General features: G+C 52.3%; 13 protein-coding genes and 1 pseudogene. 6 read left to right on the forward strand and 8 right to left on the reverse strand.

Features of this window, described 5'->3' with window-relative positions; all coding sequences use genetic code 11:
* Position 1: 1 nt before the first annotated feature.
* The 3 genes from glgX to asd form a co-directional block, all read right to left on the reverse strand.
* Entirely contained in the window at positions 2-1,978 is a 1,977-nt protein-coding gene (gene glgX / locus ACLJRH_RS07470) for a glycogen debranching protein GlgX (protein ID WP_017441607.1), read from the reverse strand.
* Positions 1,975-4,161: a 1,4-alpha-glucan branching enzyme gene (gene glgB, locus ACLJRH_RS07475; protein ID WP_000098558.1), complete on the reverse strand. Its 2,187-nt coding sequence runs from the start codon at positions 4,159-4,161 to the stop codon at positions 1,975-1,977. Before glgB ends, glgX begins: the two co-directional genes overlap by 4 nt.
* Before the next feature lie 377 nt (positions 4,162-4,538).
* On the reverse strand, positions 4,539-5,645 hold the full coding sequence (gene asd, locus ACLJRH_RS07480; protein WP_000799940.1) for an aspartate-semialdehyde dehydrogenase: 1,107 nt from the start codon (positions 5,643-5,645) through the stop codon (positions 4,539-4,541).
* 126 nt (positions 5,646-5,771) lie between these two features.
* Between asd and ACLJRH_RS07485 the strand changes: the two are divergent.
* Positions 5,772-6,146 (forward strand): annotated as a pseudogene (locus tag ACLJRH_RS07485) (MarC family protein); the annotation flags it as partial.
* On the opposite strand, the gene gntU reads toward ACLJRH_RS07485, so the two are convergent.
* The 5 genes from gntU to ACLJRH_RS07510 all read right to left on the reverse strand — a co-directional run bounded on the left by gntU (position 6,069) and on the right by ACLJRH_RS07510 (position 11,059).
* Positions 6,069-7,409 (reverse strand): gluconate transporter, encoded by a 1,341-nt coding sequence (gene gntU / locus ACLJRH_RS07490; RefSeq protein ID WP_000105950.1) that lies wholly within the window; start codon positions 7,407-7,409, stop codon positions 6,069-6,071. The pseudogene ACLJRH_RS07485 and the gene gntU sit on opposite strands and share 78 nt — an antisense overlap.
* The gene (gene gntK / locus ACLJRH_RS07495) at positions 7,406-7,939 is read right to left on the reverse strand and encodes a gluconokinase (protein ID WP_000108340.1); all 534 of its coding nucleotides are present in this window, start codon (positions 7,937-7,939) and stop codon (positions 7,406-7,408) included. The genes gntU and gntK overlap by 4 nt, the downstream gene beginning before the upstream one ends.
* Before the next feature lie 138 nt (positions 7,940-8,077).
* On the reverse strand, positions 8,078-9,073 hold the full coding sequence (gene gntR / locus ACLJRH_RS07500; protein WP_023136530.1) for a gluconate operon transcriptional repressor GntR: 996 nt from the start codon (positions 9,071-9,073) through the stop codon (positions 8,078-8,080).
* A gap of 129 nt (positions 9,074-9,202) precedes the next feature.
* Complete coding sequence (locus tag ACLJRH_RS07505; RefSeq protein WP_000639789.1) at positions 9,203-9,898, reverse strand: pirin family protein; 696 nt, start codon at positions 9,896-9,898, stop codon at positions 9,203-9,205.
* Between the two features lie 123 nt (positions 9,899-10,021).
* The gene (locus ACLJRH_RS07510) at positions 10,022-11,059 is read right to left on the reverse strand and encodes an oxidoreductase (RefSeq protein WP_000172401.1); all 1,038 of its coding nucleotides are present in this window, start codon (positions 11,057-11,059) and stop codon (positions 10,022-10,024) included.
* A gap of 466 nt (positions 11,060-11,525) precedes the next feature.
* On the opposite strand from ACLJRH_RS07510, the gene yhhY reads away from it, so the two are divergent.
* The 5 genes from yhhY (at position 11,526) to ACLJRH_RS07535 (ending at position 16,326) form a co-directional block, all read left to right on the forward strand.
* On the forward strand, positions 11,526-12,014 hold the full coding sequence (gene yhhY, locus ACLJRH_RS07515) for an N-acetyltransferase (protein WP_023136531.1): 489 nt from the start codon (positions 11,526-11,528) through the stop codon (positions 12,012-12,014).
* A gap of 264 nt (positions 12,015-12,278) precedes the next feature.
* The gene (locus ACLJRH_RS07520) at positions 12,279-13,493 is read left to right on the forward strand and encodes a PfkB family carbohydrate kinase (RefSeq protein ID WP_000667447.1); all 1,215 of its coding nucleotides are present in this window, start codon (positions 12,279-12,281) and stop codon (positions 13,491-13,493) included.
* Between the two features lie 15 nt (positions 13,494-13,508).
* Entirely contained in the window at positions 13,509-14,270 is a 762-nt protein-coding gene (locus ACLJRH_RS07525) for a glutamine amidotransferase (RefSeq protein ID WP_001066515.1), read from the forward strand.
* 53 nt (positions 14,271-14,323) lie between these two features.
* Positions 14,324-15,295: a DMT family transporter gene (locus tag ACLJRH_RS07530; protein WP_001038949.1), complete on the forward strand. Its 972-nt coding sequence runs from the start codon at positions 14,324-14,326 to the stop codon at positions 15,293-15,295.
* Positions 15,292-16,326, forward strand: a complete 1,035-nt coding sequence (locus ACLJRH_RS07535; RefSeq protein ID WP_000675710.1) for a phosphotriesterase — start codon at positions 15,292-15,294, stop codon at positions 16,324-16,326. Before ACLJRH_RS07530 ends, ACLJRH_RS07535 begins: the two co-directional genes overlap by 4 nt.
* The last annotated feature ends 5 nt before the right edge of the window (positions 16,327-16,331 follow it).

The following is a 16,331-nucleotide window of genomic DNA, read 5'->3' on the forward strand; positions in this document are numbered from 1 at the left end:
TTTATCCTCTCTGGAACACACACAGTCCATGCGCAGGTCCCTGCCAGACCGCCGTTATCACCGGATTATCCTCTCCAGCGAATGGGGGAACGGCGCGCCATTCCCCTTCGGGTAAAACTATATCTGTCACCTCAAGCGTGGCATTTATCGCAATCAGAAAACGGTCCGACAACAGAATTTGCATCAGCTTAGGCCCGTTTTGCCACTCATCCGCACTCAAGGGTTGCGCGTTTTTATTCAGCCAACGCACGTTGCCATCGCCTTCTTCCCACCAGCTATTGCCGGTTAAAGCCGGTATCTGCTGACGCAAACGAATCAGCGCGGCGGTAAACGTGGTTAACCCACGGTTTGCCTGCTGCCAGTCCAGCCAGGTTAAGGCATTATCCTGACAGTAGGCGTTATTGTTGCCGTGCTGGCTATGGCCATGTTCATCGCCTGCCAGCAGCATCGGCGTTCCCTGAGAGAGCAGTAGCGTCGCCAGCAGGGCATGAATGCTGTCGCGCCGCCGCTCCATTAAATCAAGCGGACCGCCTAATCCTTCTTTACCATGATTGTCGCTGTAATTGCTGTTGGTGCCGTCGCGATTTTCCTCACCGTTCGCCTCATTGTGTTTCTGATTGAAACAGACGCAGTCCCGGAGCGTAAAACCGTCATGCGCCGTGAGCAGATTGACAGAGGCGCCGGGCGCGCGACCATTGCGTTTAAACACATCGCTGGAAGCGGCGAAACGACAGGCAAACTCCCCGGTCGTCAGGTTACGCGGCAACCAGAATCGGCGGGCCGCATCGCGAAAATGATCGTTCCACTCGGCAAACGGTGGCGGAAAATTCCCGACCTGATAGCCGCCCTCGCCAATATCCCACGGTTCAGCAATCAGCTTGACCGTTGATAACACAGGACACGCTTTAATCGCGGCGAACAGCGGCGCATCCTGGCGAAACGTCGGCGTGCGCCCCATGACGGACGCCAAATCAAAACGAAAACCATCGACATGACAGGTTTCCACCCAATAGCGCAAACACTCGCACGCGTATTCCACCACGCCAGGATGGCTTAAATTGAGCGTGTTGCCGCACCCCGTCCAGTTGTGATAATCGCCATCGTCCCTTATCCAATAATAGCTACGGTTATCAATTCCGCGCAGGGAGAAGGTTGGACCGTCCAGATCCAGCTCGGCGCTATGGTTTAATACGATGTCCAGAATGACCTCAATCCCCGCGCGATGCAGCGCTTTCACCGCGTCGCGAAACTCGTCCAGCGCCGTCTCGGGCGAACTGGCCCAGGCGGGATGCAGCGCGAACATCGCCATCGGGTTATAACCCCAATAATTGGTCAGCCCCATACGTTGCAGGCGCGGCTCGCTGGCAAACTGCGCCACCGGCAACAGTTCCAGCGCCGTAATGCCAAGCTGTTTGAAGTACGCCACCATGACCGGATGACCGAGTGCTTTATAGGTGCCGCGTATCTCCTGGGGGAGTTCCGGATGCAGGTAGGTAAGCCCTTTGACATGCGCTTCATAGATGACCGTTTTTCCCCACGGCGTGCGCGGCGCGGCGTCATCTTCCCAGTCATAATGGTCGCTGATTATCACGCTTTTCGGCGCCACCGCCGCGTTATCGCGGTAGTCCGGTTCATCGTGTCCGCCGTGCAACAGCGGATGATCTTTTAGTTCGCCCTCGACCCGGCGCGCATAAGGATCAAGCAGTAACTTCGCCGGATTAAACCGATGCCCCTGCGCTGGCTGCCACGGGCCATGTACGCGATAGCCATAGCGCAAACCAGGCCTGGCGCCTGCCAGATAACCATGCCAGACATCGCCGCGACGTCCTGGCAGGTCATAGCGGCGCTCATTCCCTCGGGAATCAAAAACGCACAGCTCTACGCGCTCCGCATGGGCGGAAAAGAGCGTGAAATTCACGCCATGACCGTCATACGTTGCGCCATGCGGCGTTGCTTCGCCGATCGCAAGCTGCGTCATTCCCCCTCCCGCATCAGCCAGATCGTCGCCAACGGCGGTAACGTCAGGCTAAGAGAGTGCTGACGGCCATGGCTTTCGATCTCATCGCTGTGCACCACGCCGCCGTTGCCGGTGTTGCTACCGTGATAATGCATCGAATCAGTATTGAGAATTTCACGCCAGCGTCCCGGCTGGTTGATGCCAAAGCGGTAGTCGTGGCGAGGAACGGGCGTAAAGTTGCTGGCGACGATGATCTCGTTACCGGCTTTATCACGGCGTACAAAAATCAGTACCGAGCGTTCATTGTCATCGACCACCAACCACTCAAAGCCGTAAGCATCGAAATCCAGCTCATGCAACGCTTTATGGTGGCGATAGGTGTGGTTGAGATCGCGTACCAGACGCTGAACCCCGTGGTGCCAGTTATCGCCCCCCTCCAGCAGGTGCCAGTCGAGGCTGGCGTCATGGTTCCACTCGCGTCCCTGGGCAAACTCATTCCCCATAAACAGCAGTTTCTTGCCGGGAAAGGCCCACATCCAGCCATAGTAGGCGCGCAGGTTGGCGAATTTTTGCCACGCATCGCCCGGCATACGATCGAGAATGGATTTCTTGCCGTGAACCACCTCATCGTGCGACAGCGGCAGAACAAAGTTTTCGGTATGGTTGTACAACATACCAAAGGTCAGCTTGTCGTGATGATACTGGCGGTACACTGGGTCCAGCTTCATATAGTCCAGCGTGTCGTGCATCCAGCCCAGGTTCCACTTGTACCAGAACCCCAGGCCGCCCGTTTCCGGTGGACGCGTCACGCCAGAGAAGTCTGTCGACTCTTCCGCCATGCTGACCGCGCCGGGCACCTGCTCGCCAATAATGCGGTTGGTATTACGCAGAAACTCAATGGCTTCCAGGTTTTCACGACCGCCGAACTCGTTCGGTATCCACTCGCCCTCTTTGCGGCTGTAGTCGCGGTAGATCATAGAGGCCACCGCATCGACACGCAGCGCATCAATCCCAAAACGCTCCATCCAGTACAGGGCGTTACCCACCAGATAATTACTGACTTCACGACGACCATAGTTGTAGATCAGCGTATTCCAGTCCTGGTGATAGCCCTCGCGCGGGTCGCTGTGCTCATAGAGGTGGGTGCCGTCAAACTCCGCGAGGCTAAATTCATCGGACGGGAAATGGCCCGGCACCCAGTCGAGAATGACGTTAAGGCCCGCCGCATGGGCCGCATTGATGAAATAGCGGAAGTCGTCCCGCGTACCAAAGCGGCGGGTCGGCGCGTAGAGGCCGGTCGGCTGGTAGCCCCAACTGCCGTCAAACGGATGTTCGTTGACCGGCAAGAGTTCAAGGTGCGTAAAGCCCATCCATTTGGCGTAAGGCACAAGCTGATCCGCCAGCTCACGATAGCTCAGCCAGAAATTGTTATCCGTATGGCGGCGCCATGAACCTAAATGCACCTCATAAATCGAGATCGGCGCATCAAACTGATTGGCTTTTTGTCGTTCTTCGCTTGGCGTCACTTTCTCCGGCAGTCCGCAAATCATCGACGCCGTTTCCGGACGCATCTGCGCCTCAAAAGCATAGGGATCGGCTTTAATGCGCAGATTACCATTCGCATCAAGCAGCTCGAATTTATACAGTTGTCCATTATGCGCGCCGGGGATAAACAGCTCCCAAATACCGCTCTCTTTGCGCAGACGCATCGGGTGGCGACGCCCATCCCAATAGTTGAATTGCCCGACAACCGAAACGCGACGAGCATTAGGCGCCCAGACGGAGAAACGGGTGCCGGTGACGCCATCCATCGTATCGGCGTGCGCGCCCAGCGTTTCATAAGGACGCAGGTGGGTGCCTTCCGACAATAGCCAGACATCCATTTCCTGTATTAATGGACCAAAACGGTAAGGATCGTCGATGAGGTTCTGCTGTCCGTGCCAGGTCACGGCGAGCTGATAGCGAAAGAAATTTTTACGTCGGGGTAAAACGCCGCAGAAAAAACCGCGAGCGTCGAGACATTCCAGTTTGCCGACTTTACGTCCGGTTTTGGGTTCAATCACCCATACGTCGGTGGCGTCAGGTAATAGGGCGCGGACTTCTAGTCCGGCTTGGGTCTGGTGCATTCCGAGTACGGAAAAAGGGTCCGCAAAATGTCCTGCAATTAGCGCATTAATCACGTCTCTATCGATACGACTGGACATGGTTTGTCATCCTGTTTTGTGGCGTCACTCCATCTCACTGAATTCAACATCAGGTAGTGACACTTCTTTGACCTGAACGGCGCAGCACACTGTGCATCCTATCTGCGTCGTCCTACCTTCAGGTTAGGCTTAATACCCGTGGGATTAAGCTACCCTTAAAGAATAGCCAATGCTCTGCTTAACTCCTGATAAAAATGAAACATCTGCGTTTACTCCTGTATTACGCAAAAAAAAGGGTGACGATGCACCCTACATATCAATCTGACGTCTGCTTGCCGACTACACCTTATCTGGCGGATATTGCTGGATGGCGGCGCTGACGCGCCTTATCCGGCCTACAGAACCACACGCAGGCCCGATAAGCGCTGCAATAGCTACTACGCCAACTGGCGCAGCATTCGACGCAGCGGCTCGGCGGCGCCCCATAACAACTGGTCGCCTACGGTAAACGCCGACAAGAACTCTGGCCCCATGTTCAGCTTACGCAGACGACCAACCGGCGTAGTCAACGTGCCGGTCACCGCCGCCGGGGTTAATTCGCGCATAGTGATATCACGATCGTTCGGCACCACTTTCGCCCACGGATTATGTGCCGCCAGCAGTTCTTCCACCGTCGGAATGGATACCTCTTTTTTCAGCTTAATGGTGAACGCCTGGCTGTGACAGCGCAGCGCGCCGACGCGCACGCACAAACCATCAACCGGAATTACAGAGGCGGTATTGAGAATCTTGTTGGTTTCCGCCTGGCCTTTCCACTCTTCGCGGCTTTGGCCGTTATCGAGCTGTTTGTCGATCCAGGGGATCAGGCTTCCCGCCAGCGGTACGCCAAAGTTATCAACCGGCAGCTCGCCGCTGCGGGTCAATGCCGTAACTTTGCGTTCAATATCAAGAATTGCGGAAGACGGCGTCGCCAGTTCATCGGCGACATGGCCATACAACTGACCCATTTGGGTTAACAGCTCGCGCATATGGCGCGCGCCGCCGCCGGAGGCGGCCTGATAGGTCGCGACGGATACCCAGTCAACGAGATTATGGGCAAAGAGACCGCCCAGCGACATCAACATCAGGCTAACGGTACAGTTACCGCCCACAAAGGTCTTCACGCCATTGTTCAGGCCGTCGGTAATCACGTCCTGGTTGACCGGGTCGAGAATAATAATGGCATCATCTTTCATGCGCAGCGTAGAAGCTGCATCAATCCAGTAACCCTGCCATCCGCTTTCGCGCAGCTTTGGATAAATTTCGTTGGTATAATCGCCGCCCTGGCAGGTCACGATGATATCGAGCGCTTTTAGCGCATCCAGATCAAAAGCGTCCTGTAGCGTACCGGTGGAGGTGTCGCCGAAGGTGGGCGCCGCCTGTCCAAACTGGGAGGTAGAAAAGAAAACAGGGCGAATAGCGTCGAAATCGCGCTCCTCTACCATGCGTTGCATGAGAACAGAGCCGACCATTCCGCGCCAGCCGATAAAACCAACATTTTTCATAGCGTTTTTTTCCTGCAAAGAGATGTGCTGTGTATGCGCGCCAGTATCCTGTGGCGCATCCTTCACCATACAAAAAGCAGCCAAAGTCGCAAGTGAAATTAATCAATGATAGCGAAGCCATCAGTAATGCGACTTATCCTGCCTTACCGCGCAAGCAGAAAGTCCAGTGGCGATTATCAGGGAATTTGCGTTAGGAAGGGAATCATTTCCGTCGCTGTTTTATTGATCCTAATTATGGATCAGCGTAGAAATTTGCCTGCTTTTATGCGCGTACTGAAACATGGCGAGGCAAAATGTCGTTGGACGATTGCCATGCACACCTCAATAAAAAAACCGGGTAGCGATTACGCCTTACCCGGCTTACGGTGTCGATATGTGCCCGTTTCCAGGCCCGGTAAGCACAGCGCCACCGGGCAACAAGACTCAGCTCAGCAGTTGGAAAGCAATCATTCCGACAATCGCGCCGACCGTGCCGAGGATAGTTTCCATCATCGTCCAGGTCTTCAGCGTCTGCGCTTCGGTCGCGCCGGTAAATTTACCGAACAGCCAGAAGCCGGCGTCGTTAACATGAGAAACCACAATTGAACCGCCGGCGATACAGATAGAGAGCGCCGCCATCTGCGCGCCGGAGAAATTCAGTTGCTCAATGACCGGCATCACCAGACCGACCGCGGTTAAACACGCCACGGTCGCGGAACCCTGAATGATGCGCACCGCCGCCGCCAGCACAAAGCAGGTAATGGCAATCGGCAGCCCCATGCCGGTTAACGCTTCGCCCAGCGCCGGGCCGACGCCGGAGTCAACCAGTACCTGTTTGAACACCCCGCCTGCGCCAATCACCAGCAGAATAATGCCCGCCGGTTGCAACGCGTGGCCGCAGATTTCCATCACTTTGTCTTTCGGCATCCCCTGACGCATCGCCAGGCCGTAAATCGCTACCAGACAAGCGACCAGAATCGCAGTGAAGGGGTGGCCGATAAACTCAAACCATTCGTAAGCGGTGGAACCTTCCGGCACAAAACGCGCGGCGATCGTTTTCAGTCCTACCAGCACCAACGGCAGCAGGATCAGCGACAGGCTGAAGCCGAAAGAAGGCATTTTGCCTTCGCCCAGATGCGGCTCGGTAATGTCGTCAGGAATACGCAGCTCAACGTAACGGCTGATAAAATTCCCCCACAGCGGCCCGGCAATAATCATGCCAGGGATGGCGGCGCACAGCCCAATCAGGATCATCCAGCCGAAATCAGCATGCATCTGGGAAGCCAGCAGCATCGGCGCAGGCCCAGGCAACAAAAACGCCGCGGCTGCCGCCACGCCCGCAAACAGCGGAATGACCAGCTTCACCAGGTTTGTGCCGGTATGACGCGCCATTGAGAACGCCACGCTTATCAGCAGCACAATCGCCACTTCAAAGAACAGCGGGAGCGCGCAAATCAAGCCGGCCAGGCCAATCGCATAGTGCGCGCGGTTATGGCCAAAGGATTTAAGCATTTTCACGGCTATCTGATCGACCGCGCCGGTTTCATGCAGAATCTTGCCAAACATCGCCCCCAGCGCGACCACAATCGCCAGGAATCCCAGCGTGCCGCCCATCCCTTTTTCCATGGTCGCGGCGATTTTATCAAGCGGCATCCCTGAAAAAAGCCCCGCGCCCATCGAGACGACCATTAACGCGACGAAGGCGTGCATACGCGCCTTCATCACGAGAAACAGCAGCAGTAAGACGGAACCGACGGCGGTTAAAACCAGTGTTAATGTACTCACAGCGTACTGCCTTTATTGATGACCTCAATGGTGCTCGCCACGACGTCTTCCAGCGGCTGGTCGATATCCACCACCAGAACATCGCGTTCGTCGGCACCCGGCTCTTGCAGCGTTTCAAACTGCGTCACCAGCATCTGGGTTTTGAAGAAATGACCTTTGCGCGCTTTCAGACGGCTTTCAATGACGTCGAAATCACCTTTCAGATAGATAAAAGAGAGGTTCGGGTTTCCCTCGCGCAGCAGGTCACGATAATGTTTTTTCAATGCGGAACAGACAATCAGCGAGATTTTATTGGTACGCTGCATCGCGAAAGCGGCGTCGTTCAGCGCCTGTAACCACGGTTTGCGGTCATCATCATTCAACGGCTCGCCGGAAGCCATTTTTTCAATATTGCAGCGCGGATGCAGAAAATCGCCGTCCAGAAACGCGGCATGAAGCTGATGCGCCACGGCGCTTGCGACAGCGGATTTACCGCTGCCTGATACGCCCATCAGAACGTAAACGTGGTGATCATGATTAGTCGTGCTCAAAGCGGGCCCCCACTCTACAAGTTGCAAAATTTGTTACGGGTAACTGTTATCGGTAACATTGTCCAACCGCACCATTCACGACGCAATGACCATTCGTGCCAAAAGTGAATAAGTGTGAGCTACTTCAAAGTTGTCAGACTAAATAGATCCGCCCGGTGACAAGGTGAAACCTAAATCTAACATTTTCGGCGTGACCGTTTCGCCGCGAATGCGGGCCAACAGGCGTTCCGCGCCAATGCTGCCCATTCGCTCGCGCGGCGTCAGGACGCTTGCCAGACGCGGTTCCATCACCTGGCCGATGTCATGACCGTGGAACCCGGCGATCGCCATGTCGTCCGGGATTTTTAGCCCCAGGCGCTGGCATTCGAAGGCCGCCCCCACCGCCAGGTCATCGTTGGTGCAAAAAATACCGTCAAGCTGTGGGTATTCGCGTCGCGCCTGGCGCATGAGTTCGATACCGGAAGAGTAGGATGAAGATTGCTCCATCATCACACTGTAAGGAACCAGGCCTGCGTCCCGCATCGCCTGTTCATAACCCTTCTGCTTGATGATAGTACGTTCGTCGAGGCGCGCCCCCAGATAGGCGATATGACGATGACCACGCGTGATAATCGCGGCGGTCATCTGACGGGCGGCCTCGAAGTTGTCAAAACCGACGGCAATATCGAGACACGGCGACTGGCTGTCCATCAGTTCCACCACCGGAATCCCGGCGACTTCGATCATTTTTAAGGTGCGCGGCGTATGAGTACGCTCAGTGAGGATCAGGCCGTCGATATTCCAGGAGAGCATCGATTCCAGGCGCTCCTGCTCCATCTCCGGTTTATAGCCGTAGTGCGCCAGCATGGTTTGATAACCATGCGCGTCGGTGACAGCCTCAATGCCGCGTAACACTTCCGCAAAGACCTGGTTGGTTAAAGACGGCAGCAGAACGCCAATGGCGCGGCTGGTGGCGTTGGAAAGAATGTCAGGCGCGCGATTAGGAATGTACCCGAGCTCATCAAGCGCAGCCGCAATTTTACCCCGCAGCGCGACGGAGACCTGCTCCGGATTACGCAAAAAACGGCTGACCGTCATTTTGGTCACGCCCACACGGTCGGCCACATCCTGAAGTACGGGTCTTTTCTTTTTCATCGTCCTGAAAGGTATAAAAGGGATAGATTTGCCCAGTTTACCACGGACGTGCGGAATTAATGACAAACGATGAAAAGCCGGATGGCAACGCTTTCGCGTCTTATCCGGCCTACAAAAGGTTACAGCACGTTAAACTGGCGGCAAGTCAAACAGCAACACTTCACTGTCGCTGTCGGCATGAATCGAGATTGCCTGCTCATCCCAAATCGCCAGGCCGTCGCTGGTCGTCGCTTTGGTGCCGTTAATGGTCACGTTACCTTTTACCACCTGGATCCAGACGCGGCGCTCAGCGGCAATCTGATGCACCGACTGCTCATCTTTGAGCAGCGCCCAGCGGTACAGCTCCATATCCTGGTGGACCTTCAGCGAACCATCGCGAGCATCTGGCGAAAGCACCAGTTGCTTGCCCTGCGCGGCGTCGAAGCGACGCTGTTCGTAGCGCGGCGTGATGCCGGTTTCTTGCGGAATGATCCAGATCTGATACAGCCGCAGACGATCCGTTTTGCTCGGGTTGTACTCGGAGTGGCGAACGCCGGTCCCGGCGCTCATAATCTGGAATTCACCTGCCGGAACCTGTTCTTTATTGCCCATACTGTCCTGGTGTTCTACTGCGCCTTCCAGCACATAGGTCAAAATTTCCATGTCTTTATGCGGATGCGTGCCGAACCCCTGGCCTGCGTCGATCACATCGTCGTTAATCACACGCAGCGCCGAGAACCCCATAAAGTTCGGATCGTAATAATCGGCAAAAGAAAAGGTATGCCAGGAGTCAAGCCAGCCATGATTCGCATGACCGCGGTCGTTTGCTTTGCGTAAGTAGATCATTGTGTTCACCCCCAGATGTTTTCGATGGAATAAGTGTGGACTCATTCCGTCCGGGATCATAGAGGGTGAAAATTGACTCCTCTGTTCAAAAAATATGAATAAGCGCAGAGGAGTCTGTAAGGGCTATTTAGCGAGGGTTATCGTCGCAGGCGATGCCTGTTCGAAAGCACGTTCGAGGATTTCCAGATTGGTCAGAACTTCAGATTCCTTGACGTAATTAGGCGTACCGACGGTCAACGTCTGGTACAGCGCATCATAAACACGACCATAGTCACCCGTTTCCGGTTTCACCTCTTCTTTCACCGTAACACCGTCATCGTTAACATATTCCAGCACGCCGACGGATTCGTCAGCGGCGAAACCGGGTTCACCGGGCATAATGTTCGCTTTCAGGCTGGTTTCTTGTTGATCGATACCGTACTTCACAAACGAACCTTTAGTCCCATGCACGATAAATTTCGGGTAATCAATTTTCACCAGGTGGCTGGTTTTAACGATAGCCTTCAAATCGCCATAAAATAGTTGCGCTTCAAAGGTGTCATCCGGATTCGCTTTATTACGCAGGCTACGAATGTCATACGCGACATGATCCGGGCGGCCAAATAGCGAAATAATTTGATCCATGGTATGGACGCCAAGTCCGTAGAAAGCGCCATCCTGCGGCAGGCCCGGTTTGGTTTCCGCCACGGGTCGGTAGTAGTCAAAATGGCTTTCAACTTCGACAATCTTGCCCAGTTTCCCGCTCTCAATCGCTTTTTTAGCCGTGAGAAAACAGGAATCAAAACGCCGATTCTGATACGGCGTAACGGTCAGTCCTTTGCTTCGCGCCAGGTCGAACAACACTTTTGCCTGCGCCAGCGTCGGCGTGAAAGGTTTCTCAACCAGCACATTTTTACCCGCTTCCAGCGCGCGTTTGGCGTATTCGAAATGGCTGTCAGCATGCGTACAGACGATCACCAGTTTTACCTGCGGATCGCCCAACACCTCATCCAGATCGCTTGTGAAGTGAATATGTGAATACTGCGGCGCCTGCTCTTCCGGTTTAGCGTGACGACGGAAAATATGCGCGACATGCCAGGTATCTTTCCGATTCAGAACATAGGGGAGATGGTAACGGGTGGTACTTTTGCCGAATCCAATAAATGCGCAGTGTAAGGTCATGAGACGATCCTTTTGAAGATGATTGTTTACACCATAGCGCAAAGCGTGAGGAGACTGAATGTTGGATTCTTTGACGGTGGCGGAGAAGACTTTTCGGGCCTACAAAAGCAGATGCCTCAAGATCGGCCGTCGGCGTCGCGGTCAGTTTGTTCACGGCAAGCGCGCAGGGCCCGGAGCGTACTAAATGTACGTGAGGAGCACGAGCACTTCCCGGGGACAAAATGACAAGTAAGCCAGGCTGAAACAAAACCCAAAAAAAAGCCAGCAAAAGCTGGCTAAAGTAATACTGGAAGCAATGTGAGCAATGTCGTGCTTTCAGGTTCTCCGTAGGGGTTCCCCTGAACGCAAGGCAATAATAATCATTCTCATTCGCACTTGTCTACTTCTTTTTGCAAAAAAATGCGGTTGACGGAATTTTCTTTCTCAGCGAGTGTAAATACACAATTACCCCTGCAGGAGATAAGGAATGAGTGAAATAGTGATACGCCACGCTGAACCGAAAGATTACGACGCCATTCGTCAGATCCACGCCCAGCCGGAGGTGTATCACAACACGCTACAGGTTCCTCATCCTTCCCTCGAAATGTGGCAGGCGCGGCTAACCGAGCAAGCCGGGGTTAAACAACTGGTTGCCTGCATTGACGATATTGTCGTTGGCCATCTTTCTATTCAGGTCACCCAACGTCCTCGCCGCAGCCACGTGGCCGATTTTGGTATCTGCGTGGATGCCCAGTGGCACAATCGCGGCATTGCCAGCGCGCTGATCCGCACGATGATCGACATGTGTGACAACTGGCTGCGCGTCGAGCGTATCGAGTTAACGGTATTTGTTGATAACGAGCCCGCGGTGGCGGTGTATAAGAAGTACGGCTTTGAAATCGAAGGCACCGGTAAGAAATACGGCCTGCGCAACGGTGAGTACGTTGATGCGTACTTTATGGCGCGCGTGAAATAGCGCTTCCCCGCCCCACCCTGTGGGGCGAAACGTCACAAACCTTCACAACATTCCAGTTATTGCAACCTACTTCCCCTATATCAAAACAATAACCACCTGAATTTCATGGTTATTACCACTTTAAGCTTTATCACCGTTTTTTCCGTAATTTTAGCAATATTAATATTACATTTTTGTTTTTTTTTGGTTTCTGCCATCACTTTATGGTGACAATCACAACAATATACTCCTCCCGGGACTAATTTAACCACGGTGAGGTAAAAAATGAAATTTGAACGCCATCATAGAATATTGAAGGAACTCAGTATTTCGGGAGTTGTAAAAGTTTCAAATCTGGCGAAAAGTCTCAAGGTAACAAAGGAAACTATTCGTTCAGATCTCAATGAACTTGCCGGACAGGGATATCTTACTCGCTGTCATGGTGGTGCATTTATTACCCTTGATTCTCTTGATAACGTCGCAAAAAATGAAATTGCTTATGTGCTGGAAAAATATGAATCAGCGCAGAAAAATAAAAAAGGTCTCTCTGCCATGAAAAATAATGTATGTGTTATTGGCTCGTTCAATGTTGATATTATCAGTTATCTACCGAGATTACCCTCAACGGGAGAATCATTGCTTGCCGATAAATTTATTTTTTCACCCGGCGGTAAGGGATGTAATCAGGCATTAGCAGCAAGCTATGCCGACTCTGATGTGCATTTTATTACTAAAGTCGGCTCAGATCATTTTAGTGATTACGCCATTAATTTTATAAACTCATCAAAAATCCATAAAAGTGTTATCTACCAGACCAAAGAAACACAAACAGGTACAGCAACCATCATGGTGAATGGAGATACCGGAGATAACGTCATCGCTATCTACCCTGGCGCCAACATGACAATTTCCCCTGATGAAATCACCATTCAGAAAGAAGCCATTATTCATTCAGATATTGTTCTTGTCCAACTGGAGACGAATTACGAAGCGCTGCAGCAAACAATTCGTCTCGCACAAAAAAATGACATACCGGTCATCATCAATCCAGCGCCATACAATGACATGGTTAACACTATCATTGATAACATTGACTATATTACGCCAAATGAAACGGAAGCAGGCCTGCTGGCCAATATGGCGGTTAATGATATCGAATCAGCCAAATGCGCGGCCAAAATTATTCATCAGAAAGGCGTCAAAAATACCATTATTACATTAGGTAGCAAAGGTTCGCTTGCTTATGATGGCACACAATTCATCTATTCCCCGGCATTTCCGGCAGTTGTAAAAAATACTGCGGGAGCGGGTGACGCTTTCAATGGCGCCCTCGCATCTGGTCTTGCAAAAGGAAAGTCACTGGCATCCGCATTGTGCTACGCCAGCGCATTTGCCTCACTTGCGGTTGAAACGCCGAATGCCTCTGATATGCCGGAAAACGACTCCGTTCTTCATCGTATTCAGGGTTCACATTACAAACAAACTATCTCTACTCACTAAATCAAGGAGCAGACTATGAACAATACGCAGAAAAAACTAAAGGTGCTCTTTATTGGAGAATCCTGGCATATTCATATGATTCATTCAAAAGGTTATGACAGTTTCACCTCCAGTAAATATGAAGAAGGCGCTACATGGTTACTGGAATGCCTGAGGAAAGGCGGCGTTGATATTGATTACATGCCTGCCCACACGGTACAAATTGCCTTTCCAGAGAGTGTTGACGAATTAAACCGTTACGATGTGATTGTTATTAGCGACATTGGTAGTAATACCTTCCTGTTGCAAAACGAGACATTTTATCAGCTAAAAATAAAACCAAACGCTCTGGAGTCCATTAAAGAGTACGTCAAAAATGGCGGTGGACTACTCATGATTGGCGGCTATCTGTCGTTCATGGGTATTGAGGCAAAAGCCAATTATAAGAACACCGTTCTTGCTGAGGTTCTGCCAGTTATTATGCTTGATGGCGATGACCGGGTAGAAAAGCCAGAGGGTATTTGTGCTGAGGCTGTCTCACCTGAACATCCTGTTGTTAACGGATTCTCAGATTATCCGGTATTTCTTGGATATAACCAGGCCGTCGCCAGAGACGATGCCGATGTCGTATTAACAATAAATAATGACCCATTGTTAGTGTTCGGTGAATACCAACAGGGTAAAACCGCCTGCTTTATGAGTGACTGCTCCCCACACTGGGGAACCCAGCAGTTTATGTCATGGCCATTTTATACCGACCTGTGGGTCAACACGCTTCAATTCATCGCCAGAAAATAAAAAACAATGGAGTAACGAAAGTTACTCCTTTTATAAAATATAAGGATTGATGTATGAACAAGAATAAGTACTCAACCCCCTTACTGATGCTTGCCACCATCTTAGCCGGTATGCTTTCCCCGATGCAGTCTGCCGTTAATGGGCAGTTAGGACATTGGTTACAAGACGGTAATGCTTGCGCAGTAATCTCGTTTGCCAGCGGTCTGGTCGTCATGTTTTTTATTATTATTGCGCGCAAAGAAACACGCCAGCAATTCGCCTCAATCCCTACTCTGATTAAAAAGAGAAAAATCCCGCTATGGAATTGGTTTGCAGGATTATGCGGGGCGATGGTCGTATTTTCTGAAGGCGCATCCGCCAGCGCGCTGGGCGTTGCCACCTTTCAAACGGCATTAATTTCTGCCCTGCTTCTTTCCGGCCTGCTGTGCGACCGTTTTGGCATCGGTGTGGAGGAGAAGAAATATTTTACGCCATGGCGCATTACTGGCGCATTGTTCGCCGTTATCGCCACCATTTTTGTCGTGTCGCCACAGTGGCACTCAACCTCGTTTATCCTGCTCGCTATCCTCCCCTTTTTGGCAGGGTTACTCGCTGGCTGGCAGCCTGCGGGGAATGCGAAAGTCGCCGAGGCAACGGGCTCCATGCTGGTGTCCATTACATGGAACTTCATCGTCGGCTTTTGTGTCCTGGGCGCAGCGCTGGCGATACGTATCGCATTAGGCCATGTCACCATCCAGTTACCCGATACATGGTGGATGTATCTCGGTGGTCCGCTGGGTCTGCTGTCCATCGGGCTAATGGCGATTCTGGTGAGAGGCTTAGGACTATTGATGCTGGGCGTAGCGTCAACAGCAGGCCAACTGCTTGGCTCAGTGCTAATTGATGAATTGATCCCTTCATTAGGCAATACGGTCTACCTGGTCACCATCATCGGTACGCTGTTCGCGTTAGTCGGTGCGATTGTGACCACCATCCCTGAATACAGAGCATCCAAAATGGCGCAAAGAATGGAGGTGTCAGAATGAAAGGTTTCCTGCAAACCGTAACAGGCCCGGTGGCGCATACGGATATGGGGCTGACGCTACCGCATGAACATCTGTTTAACGATCTGTCTTCGGTCGTAGACGAGCCACATTATGCTTTTTCACAGCAACTGGTGGGAAAGAAAGTCAGTGCTGACCTGCAGTGGGGGCTGAAACACGACCCATACTGCTGCGCCGATAACATGGACCGCAAAGAGATTGATGATGTTATCTTCGAAATCAATAACTTTATGTCTTTGGGCGGCAGGACGATTGTCGACGCCACCGGATCAGAATCCATTGGACGGGACGCTTCAGCGCTGCGAGAAGTTGCCTTAAAAACGGGTTTGAATATCGTTGCGTCATCCGGACCTTATCTGGAGAAATTTGAAAGTACCCGGATCCATAAACCTGTTGAGCTGTTAGCCTCACTCATTGATAAAGAACTGAATCAGGGTATTGGCGAGACGGATATTCGCGCTGGCATGATCGGTGAAATCGGCGTATCTCCCGCGTTTACCCAAGCGGAGCGTAACAGCCTGCGGGCAGCGTCTCTGGCACAATGTAACAACCCCCACACGGCGATGAATATCCATATGCCAGGGTGGCTGCGACTGGGTGATGAGGTGCTGGATATCGTGCTGGAAGAAATGAACGTCTCTCCGGCAAAAGTCTCGCTGGCGCATTCGGACCCTTCAGGAAAAGATGTCGTCTATCAACGTAAAATGCTCGACCGTGGCGTATGGCTTGAATTTGACATGATTGGTCTGGACATCACCTTCCCAAAAGAAGGTGTCGCGCCGGGCGTTCAGGAGACCGCAGATGCAGTAGCGAATCTGATTGCACTGGGTTACGCCGACCAAATCGTTTTAAGCCATGATGTTTTTCTCAAACAGATGTGGGCGAAAAATGGCGGAAATGGCTGGGGGTTTGTCCCGAATGTCTTCCTCGCCTATCTGGCTGCTCGCGGAGTAGACAACGATACTCTGCGCAAGCTTTGTATTGATAATCCAGCCCGATTACTCACGGCATAATCTGC

This window comes from Salmonella sp. SAL04162 (assembly GCF_046551535.1).
GTDB classification, from domain to species: Bacteria; Pseudomonadota; Gammaproteobacteria; order Enterobacterales; family Enterobacteriaceae; genus Salmonella; species Salmonella enterica.